This window comes from Micromonospora sp. NPDC047812 (genome assembly GCF_040704175.1).
GTDB lineage: Bacteria > Actinomycetota > Actinomycetes > Mycobacteriales > Micromonosporaceae > Micromonospora.
The window spans coordinates 760,569-777,064 of sequence record NZ_JBEYRY010000001.1; the positions used below are offsets into that span (position 1 = coordinate 760,569).

Here is a 16,496-nt window from a genome sequence, read left to right on the forward strand (position 1 = left end):
ATCGATCCGACTGGATGGATCCGAATCGCCCGGCGGGGCCCCGGGACAGTGAGATTCGCCGCGCGACGCGCCGAGGTCTCGATCTCCTAGAGACAACCGAGCCCTCCGCCTGGCAGGCTGCCACCCATGACCCTGAAGCTGCGTTCCGTGGGAACGAGCGACCGTGGGCTGATCCGCAGCGGAAACCAGGACGCCCTGCACGCCGGCACCTGGCTCGTCGCCGTCGCCGACGGCATGGGCGGGATGGCGGCCGGCGACCTGGCCAGTGCGATCGCCATCGAGGCGGTCGCCCCGCTCGACGTGGAGACCCCGGAGCACGCGTTGGTGGCCGCACTGCAGAGCGGCATCCAGCTGGCCACCGCGCGGATCCACCAGGCGGTCGCCGAGGATCCGGAGCGGCAGGGCATGGGCACCACGCTGACCGCCCTGCTCTTCGCCCGGACGGGCAGTTGCCTGGCCCTCGCCCACGTCGGCGACTCCCGCGCCTACCTGTTCCGCGAAGGCGTGCTCAAGCAGATCACCCGGGACGACACGTTCGTGCAGATGCTCGTCGACCAGGGGGTGATCACCGCCGACCAGGCCAGCAGCCACCCCCGCCGGGCCGTGGTCACCCAGGCGTTGCAGGGCGAGGAGGTCTCCCCGGCGTACGCGACGATGGTGCCCTGGGCCGGGGACCGCTGGCTGCTGTGCAGCGACGGGCTGTCCAACGTCGTGCGCCCGGACACCCTCGCCGAGGTGCTCGCCGAGCACCCGGACCGCGCGGACTGCGCCCGCCGGCTGATCGACCTGGCGCTACGCGCTGGCGGGCCGGACAACGTCACGGTGGTCGTCGCCGACGTCGTGGAGGAGTGAGCGAGCGGCGCGGGCGAACCAGCCGGTCGGCGCTCTGGAGCCTCGTGGCGACGACATGAGCCCGCTCAGCGTCGGCGCGGGGTGGCGTGCCGGGTGGGCGGGGCCGTGGTCGGGTCCTCCGGCCAGGGGTGGCGCGGGTAGCGCCCGCGCAGCTCCCCCCGTACCTGGGGATAGCCGGTGCGCCAGAACGAGGCCAGGTCGGCGGTGACCGCCACCGGCCGCCCGGCCGGCGAGAGCAGGTGCAGCAGCACCGGCACCCGGCCGTCGGCGATCCGCGGCGCGTCCCGCCAGCCGAAGGTCTCCTGGAGCTTCACCGCGAGCACCGGCGCCGCCGGATCGGCGTAGTCGAGCCGGATCCGCGACCCGCTCGGCACCGCGATCCGCTCCGGCGCCACCTCGTCCAGCCGGGCCGCCAGCGCCCACGGCAGCAGCCGGCGCAGCGCCCCGGCCACGTCGATCCGGGCCAGGTCGGCGCGGCGGCGGGCGCGGGCCAGCTCCGGGCCCAGCCAGACGGGCGCGGCGGCGAGCAGCGCCTCGTCGCCCACGTCGGGCCAGTCGCCGCCGAGCGACTGCCGGCAGAACGCCAGCCGCTCGCGCAACGCCCGCGCCGCCGGGGTCCAGGTCAGCAGGCCGAGGCCGGTACGACGCAGGCCGGCCAGCAGGGCCTGCGCCACCTCCGCCGGGTCCGGCCGGGCGAGCGGGCGCTCGACCAGCTCGATCGCGCCCAGCCGCAGCACCTCCCGGGCCACCACGTCCCCGCCGGCCCAGCCGACCTCCCGCTCGGTGCGCAGCAGCGGCCCGCCCGCCTCCCGGGCGGTCGCCTCGTCGAGCGGGGTGGCCAGCCGCACCCGGGCGGTCGGGGCGCCGGGGGAGCGGTCCGCCACCGCGACCGCCAGCCAGTCGGCGCCGGCCAGCCCCGACCCGGGCGCCAGCTCCGCCGCGGTCCCGCCGCTCATCAGGTACGCCGAGCCGCCCGGCCGCCGCACCCGGGCCAGCCGCTCCGGGTGGGCGAGCCCGACCAGCAGCCCGGCGGCCAGGTCGTCTGTCGGCCGGCCCCGGTCCGCGTCCCCGGCCGGGTGCGGGTGGTCGCGCCCCAGCGGGTGCACGGCGGGCGGCTCATCGGCCGGATGCCGGGTCGGGCGCGTCCGGCCGGTGCCGCCCGCCGTCGCCGCGCCGGAGCCGTGGGGCGGGCGTGCCCGGTCGGGCCGCTGCGCGGCAGCCTCGGGCAGGGCGGCACGCAGTCGGCGTACCTCCGCGCGCCAGCGGGCGGTGGCACCCGGGTCCGTGCCCGCGCGCAGCCGTCGCCAGGCGGCGGTCAGGTCGTCGCCCGGCCCGGCGGCGGAGTCCTCGGCGAGCACCGCCACGACCTCCGCCGCCCGGTCCGCTCCCACCCGGCCGGCCCCGTCGAGCAGCGCCCGGGCCAGCCGGGGATGCGCGCCGACCGCGGCGATCGCCCGGCCCCGGTCGGTGATCCGGCCGTCCGCGTCGAGCGCGCCGAGGGTGGTGAGGGTCTCGCGGGCCACCGACATCGACGCCGCCGGGGGCGGGTCGGGCAGGGCCAGCCCGGCGCCGTCCGGCGACCCCCAGGCGGCCAGCTCCAGGGCGAAGCCGGTCAGGTCGGCGGTGGCGATCTCCGGCTCCGGTTGCGCGGCCAGCCGCTCGTGGGTGGCCGCCGACCAGCAGCGGTAGACGTGCCCGGGCGCCTCCCGGCCCGCGCGGCCGGCCCGCTGGGTGGCCGCCGCCCGGGACACGCCGACGGTGACCAGGGCGCCCAGGCCCCGGGCCAGGTCCATCCGGGCGACCCGGGACAGCCCGGCGTCCACCACCACCCGGACGCCCGGCACGGTCAGGCTGCTCTCGGCGACCGCCGTCGCCAGCACCACCCGGCGCCGGTCGGCCGGGCGCAGCGCCGCGTCCTGGTCGGCGCCGCGCTGCCGGCCGTGCAGCGGCAGGACGGCGACCGCGTCGCGCAGGTCGGCCAGGCGGCCCGCGACGGCGCCGATCTCGCCGGCCCCGGGCAGGAAGACCAGCACGTCCCCGTCGCACTCGCGCAGCGCCCGGCGCACCGTCGCCGCGACGTGGTCGAGCAGGCCCCGGTCCACCGGGCCGGCCCCCGGCGCGGCCACCGGCCGGGGCGGCGGCGCCCAGATCCGGGTCACCGGGTGCAGGGCCGAGGACGCCCGGACGACCGGCGCGGGGGCGCCCCCGCCGCCGAGCAGCGCGGCGAAGCGGTCCGCCTCGGGGGTGGCCGACATCGCCAGCAGCCACAGGTCGGGGCGCAGCGCGGCCCGGGCCTCCACCGCGAACGCGAGCGCCAGGTCGGCGTCGAGCTGCCGCTCGTGGCACTCGTCGAGCAGCACGGCGCCGGTGCCGGCCAACTCGGGATCGCGGTGCAGCCGCCGCACCAGCAGCCCGGTGGTGACCACCTCGACGCGGGTCCGCGGTCCGCTGCGGCGCTCGCCGCGCACGGCGTAGCCGATCCGCTCGCCGAGCGGCTCGCCGAGCAGCGCGGCCATCCGGCGCGCCGCCGCGCGGGCCGCCACCCGGCGCGGCTGGGCGACCAGCACGCGACCGGAGACCTCGTCGGCCACGGCCAGCGGGGCGAGGGTGGTCTTGCCGGTCCCGGGCGGGGCGACCAGCACCGCGGCGCCGGCGCCGCGCAGCGCCGCGACCAGTTCCGGCAGCACCGGCCGTACGGGCAGGTCGAGGGGCACGTCCGAGAGCACGGCCCAGTCTCGCACCGCCCGGGGAGCGGCTCAGTCGGGGCGTACCCCGTCGACGCCGGTGACGAAGGCGCGCCAGGCCGAGGCCGGGAAGGCCAGCACGGGGCCGGGCCGGTCCTTGCTGTCCCGGACGGCGACCCGGTCCCCGGCGGGGGCGACCTCCACGCAGTTGCCGTTGCCCACGCTGCGGCTGCTGACGCGCCACTGGGCCCGGGTCAGGTCGAACGCGGTCATCGCGGTACCCCCGTCTGTGCCGGCGCGCCGCGTCAGCGGTCACGCAAAGTGACGAGAAGCTTTCGTCAGGCGGGTCAGGGACGCCTCCGGACCGAGTGCCATCCGGCACATCTCCTCGTGCACAAGGCTATACCCGCGCACCTGGCCGGCCTCCTCCACAGCCAGCCCCATCGTGAGGTTTTCCAGGTAAACCACGGCCGCGTCGGCGGCATCGGCGAACGTCAGCACGACGTACGGGGCGTTCATCGCCGGGTGCCCGCCGGCCGAGAACGGAAGTACCTGGAGAGTCACGTTCGGTAGTTGAGAGACCTTCGCGAGATGGGCCATCTGATCGGCCATCACGGCGTTGCCGCCGACCGGGCGGCAGAGCACCGCCTCGTTGAGCACCACGGACAACTCGACCGGATTGTCGCGGTGCAGCACGTTCTGCCGGTGCAGCCGTGCGGCGACCTTGCGCTCGATGCCGTCCTCGCCCGCGGTGCGCCGGAAGACCTCCCGGGCGTACGCCTCGGTCTGCAACAGCCCGGGCACCGCCTCGGCCTCGTACGTGCGCAGGCTCGCAGCCTCCGCCTCCAGTCCGACGTAGAACTCGAACCACTCCGGCAGGACGTCGCTGTACTTCTGCCACCAGCCGCGCTGCTGCGCCCCGCGGGCGATCTCGATCAGCGCCTCGGCGTCAGCCCCGGTCACCTCGTACAGCGCCAGCGCGGCCCGGACGTCGCGCGGCTTGATGCCGATCTGGGCGTTCTCGATGCGGGACAGGTTGCTCTTGGACATGTCCAGTTGCCGGGCGGCGACATCCAGGGTCATGCCCGCGCGCTCGCGCAACTGGCGGAGTTCCCGGGCGATGCGGCGGCGGCGGACGGTGGGGCTCGCGGTCACCCTCCGAGTCTGTCACGGCAAGATCCGCAGGTCGCGCAAGCACGGAGTGCAACTTCCATAAACGGGAGTTGCGTTGCAGTCACGGCCGGTGCATCCTTGCCCGGTTGCGATCACTGTGGACAACCCGCGCGGGAGGACCGGTTGCTCATCGCCGACGAGTTCTTCCTGATCACCCACAACGACAGTCGGGGCAAGGCGAAGCTGCACCCGACGGCGACCGGCCTGGGCCTCGCCGGAGGGCTGCTCGGTGAACTGGTCCTGCGTGGACACGTCACCGTCTCCGCCGGGCTCGTCACGGTGGTCGACCGACGCCCGCCGGCGGACGCGCTGGCGCACACCGTGCTGGACCAGTTGGTCGGCGAGACGCAGCAGCACCCGGTGCGTACCTGGCTGAGCTTCCTGGCCCAGACCGCCACCACCTCGGTGGGGGAGCGGCTGGTCAGGGCGGGAGTGCTGCGCCGGCAGGAGAGCCGGCGGCTGCTCCGCACCACCGTCAGCTACCTGCCGATCGACCTCAACGCGGTGGCCTGGCCGGCCACCCGGCTGCGCGCCCTGCTCGACCGGCCGGAGCCGCCGAGCGTGCCCGACGGGACGCTGCTGGGCCTGGTCGTCGCCGCCGGGCTGAGCCGCGAGGTGCTGTGGAGCGCCGGCCCCCGGGCGCACCACCGGCTGGGTGTGCTCATCCCGGCGCTGCCCCCGCCGCTGCGGGAACTCGTGGCGCACACCGAGGCCGCGGTCGGCGCCGCCGTGCTGCGCGGCGTGGGCTGACCGCCCCTCCCTCTCCCTCCCCCCTCGAACCGGAGTCCGCGTATGTCGACACCAACGCTCGGCCGACCGAGCAACGTCTCCGAGGCCCTGGCCCGCGGCCGGCTCGGCGTGCCGTCGGTGATCTTCTTCGTCCTCTCCGCCGCCGCCCCGCTGACCGTCGTGGCCGGCGTGGTCACCACCGGCTACGGGGTCGTCGGGGTGCTCGGCATCCCGCTGGCCTTCCTGACGGTGGCCGCGGTGCTCGCCCTCTTCTCCATCGGGTACGTGGCGATGGCCCGGCGGATGGCCAACGCCGGCGCGTTCTACGCCTACGTCGCCCGTGGGCTGGGCCGCCCGGCCGGCGTCGGCGCGGCGTGGGTGGCACTGATCGCGTACAACGCCCTCCAGGTGGGGCTCTACGGCACCATCGGCGCCGCCGCGGAGCCGGTGCTGGGCCGCCTGTTCGGGGCGGCCCCGGCGTGGTGGGTGGTGGCGCTGTTCGCCTGGGCGACCGTCGGCGTGCTCGGTCTGCTCCGCATCGACCTCAACGGCCTGGTGCTGGCGGCGCTGCTGGTCGCCGAGATGGTGGTGATCGTCGTCTTCGATCTCGGGCAGCTGACCCACCCGGCCGGCGGGAACGTCAGCTTCGCGGCCCTGTCACCGGAGAACCTCGTCGTACCCGGCGCCGGCGCGGTGCTGGTGCTGGCCATCCTGGGCTTCGTCGGCTTCGAGTCCGCCGTGGTGTTCAGCGAGGAGAGCAGGGACCCGCGGCGGACGGTGCGGTTGGCCACCTATCTCTCGATCGCCATCATCGCGGGGATCTACGCGCTGTCGTCGTGGAGCATGACCGTCGCCGTCGGGCCGGACCGGATCGCCGCCGAGGCGGGCGAGCAGAGCATCGGACTGATCTTCAACCTGGCGGAGGCGCACCTCGGCGGCACCGCCGTCACCATCGGCCAGGCGCTCTTCCTGACCTCGGTGCTCGCCGCGATGATCTCCTTCCACAACACCACCGCCCGGTACACGTTCGCGCTCGGCCGGGAGCGGGTGCTGCCGGCCGTGTTCGGGCAGACCTCGCCGCGTACCGGATCACCCCGGGCCGCCTCCCTCGCGCAGAGCGCGCTCGGCCTGGTGGTGATCATGCTCTACGCGCTCAACGGCTGGGACCCGGTGGTGCAGCTGTTCTACTGGGTCGGCACCGCCGGCGGCTTCGGGGTGCTGCTGCTGATCGCCACCACCTCGGTCGCGGTGATCGCCTTCTTCGCCCGCAGCGGGGCGGACGAGACGCTGTGGCGTCGCGCGGTCGCCCCCGGCCTCGCCGCCGTGGCCCTGGCCGTGATCGTCATGCTGGCGGTGGTCAACTTCGCCGACCTGCTCGGGGTGGCCCCGGACTCGCCCCTGCGCTGGGCGGTCCCGGCGGTCTACCCGGTCGCCGCGCTGCTCGGCCTGCTGTGGGCGCTGGTGCTGCGCGGCAGCCGCCCCGACACGTACGCCCGGATCGGCCTGGGCGCCGAGAGCGTGGCGGTGACGGTGCCGGCGGCCGGGCACGTCGGCGGGCCCGTCCCGAGCGGGACGGCGGCGCGGCGGTGAGCGAGGTGCGGGTCGAGCGGCTCGGGCCGCAGGAGACGTCGCTGGTGGCGGGCCGGATCGCCGAGGCGTTCATGGCCCTGGACGCACCGCGCTGGCTGGTGCCCGACGCAGGGCGGCGGCAGTCCGTGCTGGCCGGGCAGTTCGCGATCCTGGTGGACCACGCGATGCGGCACGGACTCGTCCACGCGACCGCGGACCGGGCGGGGGTGGCGGTGTGGTTCCCGTCGGTGGGCGACCCGGCCCCGCCGCCGGAGGACTACGACGCCCGGCTGGCCGCGGCGTGCGGGGAGTGGACCGACCGGTTCGCGCACCTGGACAAGCTCTTCGAGACCCACCATCCGCACGCGGACCACCACCACCTGGCCTTCCTCGCCGTCGCACCGGACCGGCAGGGGCAGGGGCTGGGCAGCGCGCTGCTGCGGCACCACCACGCCGTCCTCGACGCCGAGGGGGTGCCCGGTTACCTGGAGGCGGCCAGCGAGACCGGCCGCGACCTCTACGCGCGGCACGGCTACCGGGTCGCCGAGCCCTTCCACCTGCCCGACGGCACGCCGTTCTGGCCGATGTGGCGGGAGCCCGCCCGCTGAACGACGGCGCCCGGGCCACCCTCTCGGACGGGTGGCCCGGGCGCCGGACCTCCGTGGTGACGCGTCCGCACCGGACGCGGCGATGGCCGGGCCCGCTGGCCCGGCCATCGCCCACCACCCCTAGTACGTGCCGTCGAGCTGCCCCCGCAGCTTGGTCAGCGCGCGGGCCAGCAGCCGGGAGACGTGCATCTGCGAGACGCCGATCTGCTCGGCGATCTGCGACTGCGTCAGGTTGCCGTAGAACCGCAGGGTGAGGATCTTCTGCTCCCGATCGTCGAGCGTGGCCAGCGCCGGGCCGAGGGCGACCCGCAGCTCGGCAAGCTCGAACTCGCCGTCCACGCCGCCGAGCATGTCGCCCAGCTCGGTCGCGCGGTCGCCGTCGCCGGTCGGGGTGGACAGCGAGACCGCGTTGTAGGCGCGGGCACCCTCCAGGCCCTCCAGCACCTCTTCCTCGGTGAGCTTGAGGTGGGCGGCGATGTCGGCCACCGTGGGCGACCGGCCCAGGGTCTGCAGCAGCGAGCTGTTGGCGTCGGAGATGGCCAGCCGCAGCTCCTGGAGCCGGCGCGGGACCCGGATGTCCCAGGTGCGGTCGCGGAAGTGCCGCTTGAGCTCACCGATGATGGTGGGGATCGCGTAGCCGGCGAAGTCGACGCCGCGGGACGGGTCGAACTTGTCGATCGCCTTGATCAGGCCGACGGCGGCGGTCTGGGCCAGGTCGTCGGTGGGCTCGCCCCGGCCGCTGTAGCGGTGGGCGAGGTGGTTGGCGAGCGGCAGCCAGGCCTCGATCGCCCTGTCGCGCAGGGCGGCGCGGGACGGGTGGTCGGCCGGCAACGCGGCCATCGCGTTGAGCAGGTCCGCGGCGCTGTCGGTGAGCGCACGCGGGTCGAGCTTCGGGGTGGTGCTCGGCGGTGTCGTGGTCGCCGGTTCGCTGATCGTTGGCGCGGTCATGGGTGGTCCTCCCTGCACCTCGTCCGCGGATGAAAGACGTGACGCTTAGGTTTAAGTTCAGATGTACGTTCGGAAGTCACCTTAGCCCGATCGGTCTGCCGAAATCTAGCCGAAAGTACGATGTACTTAAGTGATTTCGCGGCATGGACGGCATGAATGGGGCGAAGGCCTCTCGGATTGTGAGCCCCCTTACGTCGGGCGTACGGTCGGCCGGCCCCGCCGGACATCGACGATGCCCCATCCGGGCGGCCCGGGCCGGCCGGCCGAGCGGTCCCGGTCCCCGGATGGCCGGCGCCGAATGTCGGCTTTCTGTCGTTGTCCCGTCGACGGGACGGGCCGTAGCGTGCGGGTACCTGCCCCGCACCGGAGGTGCCGTGCTCGACCCCGCCGCCCCCCATCTCGTCGTCAACAGCCGCACGCTCTTCTTCGGCTGGCTGCCGGCGGACCCGGACGCGGTCGCGGCGCTGGTCCCGGCCGGGCTGCGCCCGTCGGCGGACCGCCTGGTCTTCATGAACCAGTACGTGGTCGACGACGAGAGCCAGACCTCCGGCTTCGGCGCGTACTCGCTGGCCTATCTCGGGGTGGCGCTGGCCGGGGTGGACGCGCCGGGCGGGACGAACCCCGGCGGCTGGTGGACGCACTACGTGACCTGTAGCGAACGGGTCCGCGCCTACGCCACCGCGCGGGGGGCGCCCGCCGTCGCGGGCCGGACCCGCATCGAGCGCCACGACGGGGAGATCGTCGCCGAGACGGAGATCGACGGCGTACCGGTGATCCGGGCCCGCTGCCAGGTGGGCGATACGGGCCGGGTGATCAGCAGCGGCCACCACCGCTACTTCACGGCCCGCGACGGGCAGCTGCTCAGCGCCGTCTACCCGTACGTCGCCGAACCGGTCGACCCGTTCGTGATCGAGTCGGTGGAGTTCCTGGAGCCGACACACCCGATCTACGCGCTCCGCCCGGAGAACCCGCTGACGATCGGGTTCGGCTTCTACTCCCCGCGCGCCTCGTTCGCCTACCCCGGCGGGCTGACGGTGCACCCCGCCGACGCCGACGCCGTCGAGGCCGTGCCCGACCGCAGCCGGGCCGACGCGCTCTTCGCGCCCGCCTGAGGTTCCACCCCGTGCCGGGCCCGCACGCTCACCACGTGCCCGCCCGGCGGGCCCGCAGCGGCCGGCCGTCCGGGTCGTAGACCAGCCGGTACGCCGGCAGCGCCCAGGCCCGGGTGTACCAGGGCAGCCGTTCCGCCCGGTGCGGCAGCAGCCTGCCCGGCGGCCGGGGGCCGGCCTGCCCGGCGTCGTACCACCGTTGCAGCGCGTCGGCGGCGGCGGTGACCGTCGCCACGGCGTCGGCCGGGTCGATCAGGTCGGCGTCCTCGCCGCCGTCGGGGTCGCGGTCCAGGTGCTCGCGCCACAGCCGCAGCCGCAGCTCGCGGGCGAAGACCCGGGCGCCGTCGCCGAGGCCGGCCGGGTCGGTCGGCGCCCGGTCGTCGCGGGTGTCGTCGAGCACCGCGCAGGACAGCTCGCTGTCGTGCGTCCAGGACCGGCGGTTGAAGTTGTCGCTGCCCACGCTGGCCCACACGTCGTCGACCACGCACACCTTGGCGTGCACGTACACCGGATCGCCGGCGTGATTCTCCACGTCGAAGACGTGCACCCGCTCCGGGGCCGCCCGCTCGCAGAGCGACAGCGCCTGCTCGCGGCCGACCGTGTTGGGCGGCAGCGCCAGCCGGCCGTCCACGTCCGGGAACCGGGGGACCACGGCGACCAGGTGCAGGTCGGGATTCTCCCGCAGCGCCCGGGCGAACAGGTCGGCCACCTCGGTGGACCACAGGTACTGGTCCTCCAGGTAGATCAGCCGCCGGGCCCGCCGGACCGCCTTGGTGTAGCCGCGGGCCACCGTGCGCTCGCCGTCGGGGGCGAAGGAGTAACGGGGCCGCACCGCCGGGTAGGTGCGCAGCACCTGGACGTGGTGCGGGCCGCAGGGCGGCGGGTCGGCCGGCTGCGGCGGCAGCGGGTCGGGCCGCAGGTCCGCGCCGCGCAGCCGGTCCCGCAGGTAGGCGAGGGGGTTCTCCGAGTCCAGCGGCATCGGGTCGGTCCAGCGCTCCCGGAAGGTGGTGTCCAGCGCGCCCACCACCGGCCCCCGCACCGCGAGCTGCACGTCGTGCCAGGGCGGGTGGTTCCCGTAGCGGGCGGACATCCGCACGGCCTGCGGGTCGCCCCGGTGCGCGGCGTCGTCGCGCCGGCTGTGGCACAGGTCGATCCCGCCGGCGAAGGCGACGTCCCGTTCCGGCGCCCGGGGGTGGCGCAGCACCACCAGCTTCTGGTGGTGCGAGCCGCCCCGGCGGACCCGCTGGTCGAGCAGCACCTCGCCGCCGGCGGCGGAGACCGTCTCGCTCAGGGTGCGGTTCTCCGCCTCGCTGTAGGCCAGGACGTCGAGGTGGGAGCGCCAGATGAGGCCCTTGACGACCACGCCCCGCTGCGCGGCGCGCGCGAAGAGCTGCGCCACGGTCGGCCCGTCCGGGCGCAACCGCTGGTCCGGGTCGCCGCGCCAGTCCGTGAAGAAGAGGTGGTCGCCGGCCTCCAGCGCCTCCACCTCGTCGACCAGCCGGTCGAAGTACGCGACACCGTGAATTAACGGCTCGGCAAGGTTTCCGCTGCTCCAGACGGGTAACTCTGACACCGGGTTGGCGCGTTCGGCTGCGCTCAGGAACCAGTTGCGCGGTGCCACCGTTCCAGCCCCCCGAGGTCGACAACGTCCTCACGGTAGGACCCAGGTCGCGGGTCCGCATCCCGGCCGGCACTCCGGTGACCGGTCGGGCGACCCCCGACCCCCGCCCGAACACGACGCGAACACCGAGGAGGCAACACCATGCCCGGCGAGACGACGAACCCCGTGACCGAGTACCGCGAGCCGGCGGTGGAGAGCGAGCGGGGTGCGCTGGTGACGGTGTTGCTCATGGTGATCCTGGGAGTCGCGGGCATCTTCGCCGTCTCCTGACGCCACGTCCCGACGCGCCGGCGGGCGCCACCCGGCCGCGCCGGGGGCGCCCACCGCCGCGCGTGGGCTCAGGGCCTGGGGGCCGGGCCGTCGGTGTGCGGCAGCCGCTCGGCGGGGACGACACCGAGCCGGCCCGCCTTGAAGTCCTCGAACGCCTGGAGCAGCTCGTCGCGGGTGTTCATGACGAACGGGCCGTAGTGCGCCACCGGCTCCCGGATCGGCTCGCCGCCCATGATGTAGAGGTCCAGCGTCGGGGTGTGGCCGTCCTGGCTGGCGTCCGCGGCGAAGGTCAGCGCGTCACCCGGGCCGTGCACGGCGAGCTGGCCCGTGTGCACCGGCCGCCCGTCGGTGCCCACCGTGCCCCGCCCACCCAGCACGTAGACCAGGGCGTTGAAGTCCGGCCGCCACGGCAGGTCGACGCGGGCGCCCGGCTGCACGGTCACGTGGGTGATGGTGATCGGGGTGTGGGTCGAGCCCGGCCCCCGGTGCCCGGCGATGTCGCCGGCGATCACCCGGATCAGCGCGCCCCCGTCCGGCGTGGTCAGCAGGGCCGCCTCCCGGCCGCGGATGTCCTGGTAGCGGGGCGGGTTCATCTTGGCGGCCCGGGGCAGGTTGACCCAGAGCTGCGTGCCGTGGAACAGCCCGCCACTCATGACGAGGTGCTCCGGCGGCGCCTCGATGTGCAGCAGCCCGCTCGCGGCCGTCATCCACTGGGTGTCGCCGTTGGTGATCGTGCCGCCGCCGCCCTGCGAGTCCTGGTGGTCCATGATCCCGTCGATCATGTACGTCACCGTCTCGAAGCCGCGGTGCGGATGCCAGGCCGTGCCCTTCGGCTCGCCCGGGGCGTAGTCCACCTCGCCCATCTGGTCCAGGTGGATGAACGGGTCCAGCTCGGCCACCGGCACGCCGGCGAACGCCCGGCGGACCGGGAAGCCCTCGCCCTCGTAGCCGCTGGGCGCGGTGGTCAGCCGGCGGACCGGCCGGAACGCGGTGGACTCGTCGAGCCGGGGCAGGCGGGGCAGGACGAGCACGTTGTCGACGGTGATGGCGGGCATCGGGGGCTCCTCAGCTGTGCGGGTGGGCGGTCGACGCGTCGCGGTCCGCGCGCAGGCGCCGGCCGAGTCGCTCGAAGATCCGGGTGAGGCAGGCGACCTCGGCGTCGTCGAGGTCGTCCATCAGGTGGGCGCGCACCGACCGCAGGTGGTGCGGGGCGGCCTCGCGCAGGGCCAGCAGCCCGGCGGCGGTGAGCACCGCCTCGCTGCCGCGGCGGTCGTCGGGACAGGACTCCCGGGCGACCAGGCCGCGCCGCTGCATGACGGTGATCTGGTACGTCAGCCGGCTGGGCGAGAAGACCAGGCGGCTCGCCAACTCGCCCATCCGCAGCCGCTGGCCCGGCGCCTCGGAGAGCAGGACGAGCACGTGGTAGTCGGCGAAGCTGAGCGCGCTGTCGGCGCGCAGGTCGTCCTCCAACCGCGTGTAGAGCCGCTGGCTGGCCTCGATGTAGGCGCGCCAGGCGGCGAGTCGGGCACTATCCAGGCTCTCGGTCACGCCACGACAGTAGCACTCTTTCAAAATTTAACTAGTCCCTCGTGAGGGCGCTCACCTCCGACGTGACTACGCCGTTCGGTTTTGAAGGACGCTGCCCGGAGCCCGGAGCCCGGAGCCCGGAGCCCGGAGCCCGGAGCCTTGGGCGGCGCGGGGGCCGCCGGGGCGGGCCGCCCGGGGCCCGGCGACGTGCCCGGGGGCGGGCGGACGCCCCGGGCGGAGGCCTCAGCGGGCGGGCGGCGGGGCCGCCATGTGCATCCGGCCGAGCAGCTGCCGCGCCTGTTCGGCGAACTGCGCGTCGACGATCACCGCGTACTGGCCGGCGCGCAGCGAGCTGGCCGAGGTGAAGTCGCGCCGCCCGCCGGTCATCGCGTGCGCGACCGCGCCGAACACCGCCCCCCAGATCGCGCCGACGACCAGCCCGACCAGGATCACCGCGATCCAGTTGCCGGCGGTGAAGATGCCGAACAGCAGCCCGATGAAGAGTCCGAACCAGGCACCCGTGCCGGCGCCCGCCAGGGCCGCCCGCCCCGTCGTCATCCGTCCGAGCACGGTCTCGACCAGGGTGAGGTTCGTGCCGACGATGGCGCTGTGTTCGACCGGGAACCGGTTGTCCGCCAGGTAGTCGACGACCCGCTGGGCGGACGGATAGTCCGGGTACGACCCGATCGTCACGGTGGGCGGACCGGTCTCCGGGCCGTGGCCGTCGTGGCCGGGGGCGGTCGGCCGGCCGGCGGGACCGGACGGGAGGGTGTCGCCGCCCGGCATCCCGGGCCGCCATGCCGAGGTGGGGCTCGACGGGTTGGTCATGGGCTCCTCCTTCGTCGACCGCCCGCGTTCCCACCGCCGCCGAGGGGTAACGCCGCCACCGGAGCGGATGCCGGCCCGGGGTCGGCGCGAGGCGTGCGGGACGGCCGGCGGCGAGGAACGCGGCGGCCGGCGCAGAGGCGCTCGGCGTCCGGTCCGCGCCGCGCTCAGCGGGCGGCGGCGCGCAGGTACGCGGCGGTGGCGTCGTCGGCGGGGAAGAAGGACTCGATGGAGAGCTCCTCGACCGTCACGTCCAGCGGGGTGCCGAAGGTCGAGACGGTGCTGAGGAAGGCCAGCTCGCCGCCCGGGTGACGCAGTCGCAGGGGCACGACCACGTCCCCGGCGCGGGGCAAACCCACGTCCGGATCGGCCGGCCCGCCCGGGTAGCCGCGCAGCTCGTCGTGCAGCGCGCCCAGTTCGGGATCGTCGGTCAGCCCCAGGTGCCGGCGCAGCCGCGCGAGCAGGTGGGCCCGCCACTCGGGGAGGTTGGCGATCCGGGGCGCCATGCCCTCGGGGTGCAGCGTCAGCCGCAACGCGTTGGCCGGCGGCCGGAGCAGGTGCGCGGCGACACCCTCCGTGAGCAGCGGCAGGGCCGCGTTGCCGGCGACCAGGTTCCAGCGCCGGTCCACCGCGACGGCCGGGTACGGCTCGTGCGCCCGCAGGACCCGGCGTACCGCGTCGAGGACCCGGCGCAGCTCGGGGGAGTCCAGCGGGGCGTGGGAGTAGACCGGGGCGTACCCGGCGGCCAGCAGCAGCCGGTTGCGGTCGCGCAGCGGCACGTCGAGGTGCTCGGCCAACCGCAGGACCATCTCCCGGCTCGGCGCGGAACGCCCGGTCTCCAGGAAGCTGAGGTGCCGGGTGGAGATCTCCGCCCCGACCGCGAGGGCGAGCTGGCTGAGCCCGCGCCGCCTGCGCCACTGCCGCAGCAGCGCCCCGACCGGCACCCGCCGCTCCTCCACCGCCACGGCCGCGCCCACGCGCCCGATCCTAACCGCGCCGCCCCGGACGGCCGCGTGCCTCGCCCGCCCCCGGACGGGGCGGGCGAGGCACGAGCGGTCAGGAGCAGGCAGCGCCGTTGAGGGTGAACCCGGTCGGGGTGGGCAGGGCGCCGCCCGGCCAGGTGCCCTGGAAGCCGACCGAGATCGTGCCGCCCGTGGGCAGGCTGGCGTTCCACGTGGCGTTGCGGACGGTGATCCGCTCGCCCGACTGGGTCCACTCGCCGTTCCAGCCGTTGGTCAGCCGGACCCCGGCGCCGGGGGCGAACGTGACGGTCCAGCCGGTCAGCGCGGCGCCGTGGTTGGTCACCCGCAGCTCGGCGGTGAAGCCGCCGGACCACGAGTTCGGGGTGTACGACACCGCGCAGCCGCCGGTCGGCGGGGGAGTGGTCGGCGGGGGCGTCGTGGGCGGGGCGGTGGTCGGCGGGGCCGTGGTCGGGGGCGTCGTCGTGGGCGGGGCCGTGGTCGGTGCCGGGCCGGCGGCCACCGCCAGGTCGTACGCCCGCTGCGGCACGAACTGCCCGGCCGGCGCGATGCAGCCGTCGGCCTCGCCGGGCAGCTTCACCCAGAGGTACGCGTCGATCGCCGGGTCGCCGGTCGCGGTGGTGCTCGGGGTGCCGATCGCCCGCCCGGCCGGGTCGCACCACTCGGAGCCGGCGGGCCCGTTGCCGTTGCGGCTGGTGTCGACGACCGCCTTGAGCCGCGACACCCCGGTCGCCGCGATCACGGCCTTGGCGTAGGCGACCTCGTCGGCGGTGCGCCGGTAGTTGGAGACGTTGAGCGAGATGCCGTCCGCGCTGTTGGCGATGTCCGCGCCGAGCAGCCGGGAGGCGGCCTCGCCGGGGGAGAGCCACGCCGAGTGCCCGGTGTCGAAGTAGACCTTCGCGGCGGCCGAGCCCGCCTTGAGCTTCTTGCCGGCGTACGCCATGGAGGCCTTCGTCTCGGCCTGCTGGGCCGCGTTCTGGCAGCTGGTCATCAGCGGCAGCACGTCGGGTTCCAGGACGATGGTCGCCGGCCGCCCGGCCAGACCGGCGGCGACCTGGTCGACCCACTGCCGGTAGGTGGCGTGGTCGGGCGCGCCGCCGCCGCTCGCCCCGCTGCAGTCCCGGTTCGGGATGTTGTAGACGACCAGGATCGGCACCTTGCCGGCGGCAGCCGCCGCGCCGACCAGAGCGTCGACCTCGGAGCGTACGGTCGAGGTGTTGGTCCGGGTGAACCACCGGCCCTGGGGGACGTTGGCGATCCGGTCGGAGATCACGGCGGCCCGGGGGTCGCCGGGGTTCGCGGCGACCCAGGCGGCGGCGGCCGTCGCCGGGTCGACGTAGAACGCCGAGTCGGCGGCGACCGCGGCGGGAGTTCGGACGATGCCGACGGCGACGGTGGCGGCGACGGTGAGCGCCGCCGCGGCGCTCAGCGCGGCGAGTGCGGGTCTGCTTCTCACGGGATCTCCCATCCATCGAGGAGCACCGTTGGAAGCGCTCCCATGCATCGCCGTCAAACTACGTGCTGATTGCGCCGATGTGAAGAGTCCGCGTCGCGACCGGCGACTTTCCGGGCCGTCGTGCCGACCGCGGAACGCCGTCTGC

At 75.3% G+C, this 16,496-nt stretch carries 16 protein-coding genes; 6 read left to right on the forward strand and 10 right to left on the reverse strand.

What is annotated here, in order from left to right; all coding sequences use genetic code 11:
- Positions 1 to 126: 126 nt before the first annotated feature.
- Positions 127 to 852 carry a protein phosphatase 2C domain-containing protein gene (locus AB0883_RS03390; RefSeq protein WP_366639092.1) on the forward strand — a complete coding sequence of 242 codons (726 nt, stop codon included), beginning with the start codon at positions 127 to 129 and terminating at the stop codon, positions 850 to 852.
- A gap of 65 nt (positions 853 to 917) precedes the next feature.
- Here the strand turns inward: AB0883_RS03390 and AB0883_RS03395 are convergent, their stop codons facing one another.
- The 3 genes from AB0883_RS03395 to AB0883_RS03405 are packed head-to-tail and all read right to left on the reverse strand — an operon-like array spanning position 918 to position 4,691.
- Complete coding sequence (locus AB0883_RS03395) at positions 918 to 3,578, reverse strand: ATP-dependent helicase C-terminal domain-containing protein (protein ID WP_366639094.1); 2,661 nt, start codon at positions 3,576 to 3,578, stop codon at positions 918 to 920.
- A 30-nt stretch (positions 3,579 to 3,608) separates the two neighbouring features.
- Positions 3,609 to 3,809, reverse strand: a complete 201-nt coding sequence (locus tag AB0883_RS03400; RefSeq protein ID WP_366639096.1) for a DUF397 domain-containing protein — start codon at positions 3,807 to 3,809, stop codon at positions 3,609 to 3,611.
- Positions 3,810 to 3,848: 39 nt separating this feature from the next.
- On the reverse strand, positions 3,849 to 4,691 hold the full coding sequence (locus AB0883_RS03405; RefSeq protein WP_366639097.1) for a helix-turn-helix transcriptional regulator: 843 nt from the start codon (positions 4,689 to 4,691) through the stop codon (positions 3,849 to 3,851).
- Positions 4,692 to 4,832: 141 nt separating this feature from the next.
- Between AB0883_RS03405 and AB0883_RS03410 the strand changes: the two genes are divergently transcribed.
- The 3 genes from AB0883_RS03410 to AB0883_RS03420 are packed head-to-tail and all read left to right on the forward strand — an operon-like array spanning position 4,833 to position 7,615.
- Positions 4,833 to 5,459 (forward strand): GPP34 family phosphoprotein, encoded by a 627-nt coding sequence (locus AB0883_RS03410; protein ID WP_366639099.1) that lies wholly within the window; start codon positions 4,833 to 4,835, stop codon positions 5,457 to 5,459.
- Positions 5,460 to 5,501: 42 nt separating this feature from the next.
- Entirely contained in the window at positions 5,502 to 7,028 is a 1,527-nt protein-coding gene (locus AB0883_RS03415; RefSeq protein WP_366639101.1) for an APC family permease, read from the forward strand.
- Positions 7,025 to 7,615 carry a GNAT family N-acetyltransferase gene (locus AB0883_RS03420; protein ID WP_366639103.1) on the forward strand — a complete coding sequence of 197 codons (591 nt, stop codon included), beginning with the start codon at positions 7,025 to 7,027 and terminating at the stop codon, positions 7,613 to 7,615. The genes AB0883_RS03415 and AB0883_RS03420 overlap by 4 nt, the downstream gene beginning before the upstream one ends.
- Positions 7,616 to 7,735: 120 nt before the next feature.
- Here AB0883_RS03420 and AB0883_RS03425 read toward each other — a convergent pair whose 3' ends face one another.
- Positions 7,736 to 8,563: a SigB/SigF/SigG family RNA polymerase sigma factor gene (locus AB0883_RS03425; protein ID WP_366639104.1), complete on the reverse strand. Its 828-nt coding sequence runs from the start codon at positions 8,561 to 8,563 to the stop codon at positions 7,736 to 7,738.
- A gap of 374 nt (positions 8,564 to 8,937) precedes the next feature.
- On the opposite strand from AB0883_RS03425, the gene AB0883_RS03430 reads away from it, so the two are divergent.
- Positions 8,938 to 9,675 (forward strand): hypothetical protein, encoded by a 738-nt coding sequence (locus tag AB0883_RS03430; protein ID WP_366639106.1) that lies wholly within the window; start codon positions 8,938 to 8,940, stop codon positions 9,673 to 9,675.
- Between the two features lie 28 nt (positions 9,676 to 9,703).
- Here AB0883_RS03430 and AB0883_RS03435 read toward each other — a convergent pair whose 3' ends face one another.
- Positions 9,704 to 11,293 (reverse strand): phospholipase D-like domain-containing protein, encoded by a 1,590-nt coding sequence (locus tag AB0883_RS03435; RefSeq protein ID WP_366639108.1) that lies wholly within the window; start codon positions 11,291 to 11,293, stop codon positions 9,704 to 9,706.
- Between the two features lie 141 nt (positions 11,294 to 11,434).
- Between AB0883_RS03435 and AB0883_RS03440 the strand changes: the two genes are divergently transcribed.
- The gene (locus tag AB0883_RS03440; RefSeq protein ID WP_255421004.1) at positions 11,435 to 11,563 is read left to right on the forward strand and encodes a hypothetical protein; all 129 of its coding nucleotides are present in this window, start codon (positions 11,435 to 11,437) and stop codon (positions 11,561 to 11,563) included.
- 68 nt (positions 11,564 to 11,631) lie between these two features.
- Here the strand turns inward: AB0883_RS03440 and AB0883_RS03445 are convergent, their stop codons facing one another.
- The 5 genes from AB0883_RS03445 to AB0883_RS03465 form a co-directional block, all read right to left on the reverse strand.
- Positions 11,632 to 12,618 carry a pirin family protein gene (locus AB0883_RS03445; protein WP_366639110.1) on the reverse strand — a complete coding sequence of 329 codons (987 nt, stop codon included), beginning with the start codon at positions 12,616 to 12,618 and terminating at the stop codon, positions 11,632 to 11,634.
- A 10-nt stretch (positions 12,619 to 12,628) separates the two neighbouring features.
- Positions 12,629 to 13,111, reverse strand: coding sequence for a MarR family transcriptional regulator (locus AB0883_RS03450; RefSeq protein WP_366639112.1), 483 nt, complete (start codon positions 13,109 to 13,111; stop codon positions 12,629 to 12,631).
- 222 nt (positions 13,112 to 13,333) lie between these two features.
- Complete coding sequence (locus AB0883_RS03455; protein ID WP_366639114.1) at positions 13,334 to 13,918, reverse strand: general stress protein; 585 nt, start codon at positions 13,916 to 13,918, stop codon at positions 13,334 to 13,336.
- A gap of 164 nt (positions 13,919 to 14,082) precedes the next feature.
- Complete coding sequence (locus tag AB0883_RS03460) at positions 14,083 to 14,892, reverse strand: helix-turn-helix transcriptional regulator (protein ID WP_366639116.1); 810 nt, start codon at positions 14,890 to 14,892, stop codon at positions 14,083 to 14,085.
- Positions 14,893 to 14,971: 79 nt separating this feature from the next.
- Positions 14,972 to 16,351: a glycoside hydrolase family 6 protein gene (locus AB0883_RS03465; RefSeq protein ID WP_366639118.1), complete on the reverse strand. Its 1,380-nt coding sequence runs from the start codon at positions 16,349 to 16,351 to the stop codon at positions 14,972 to 14,974.
- Between the last annotated feature and the right edge of the window lie 145 nt (positions 16,352 to 16,496).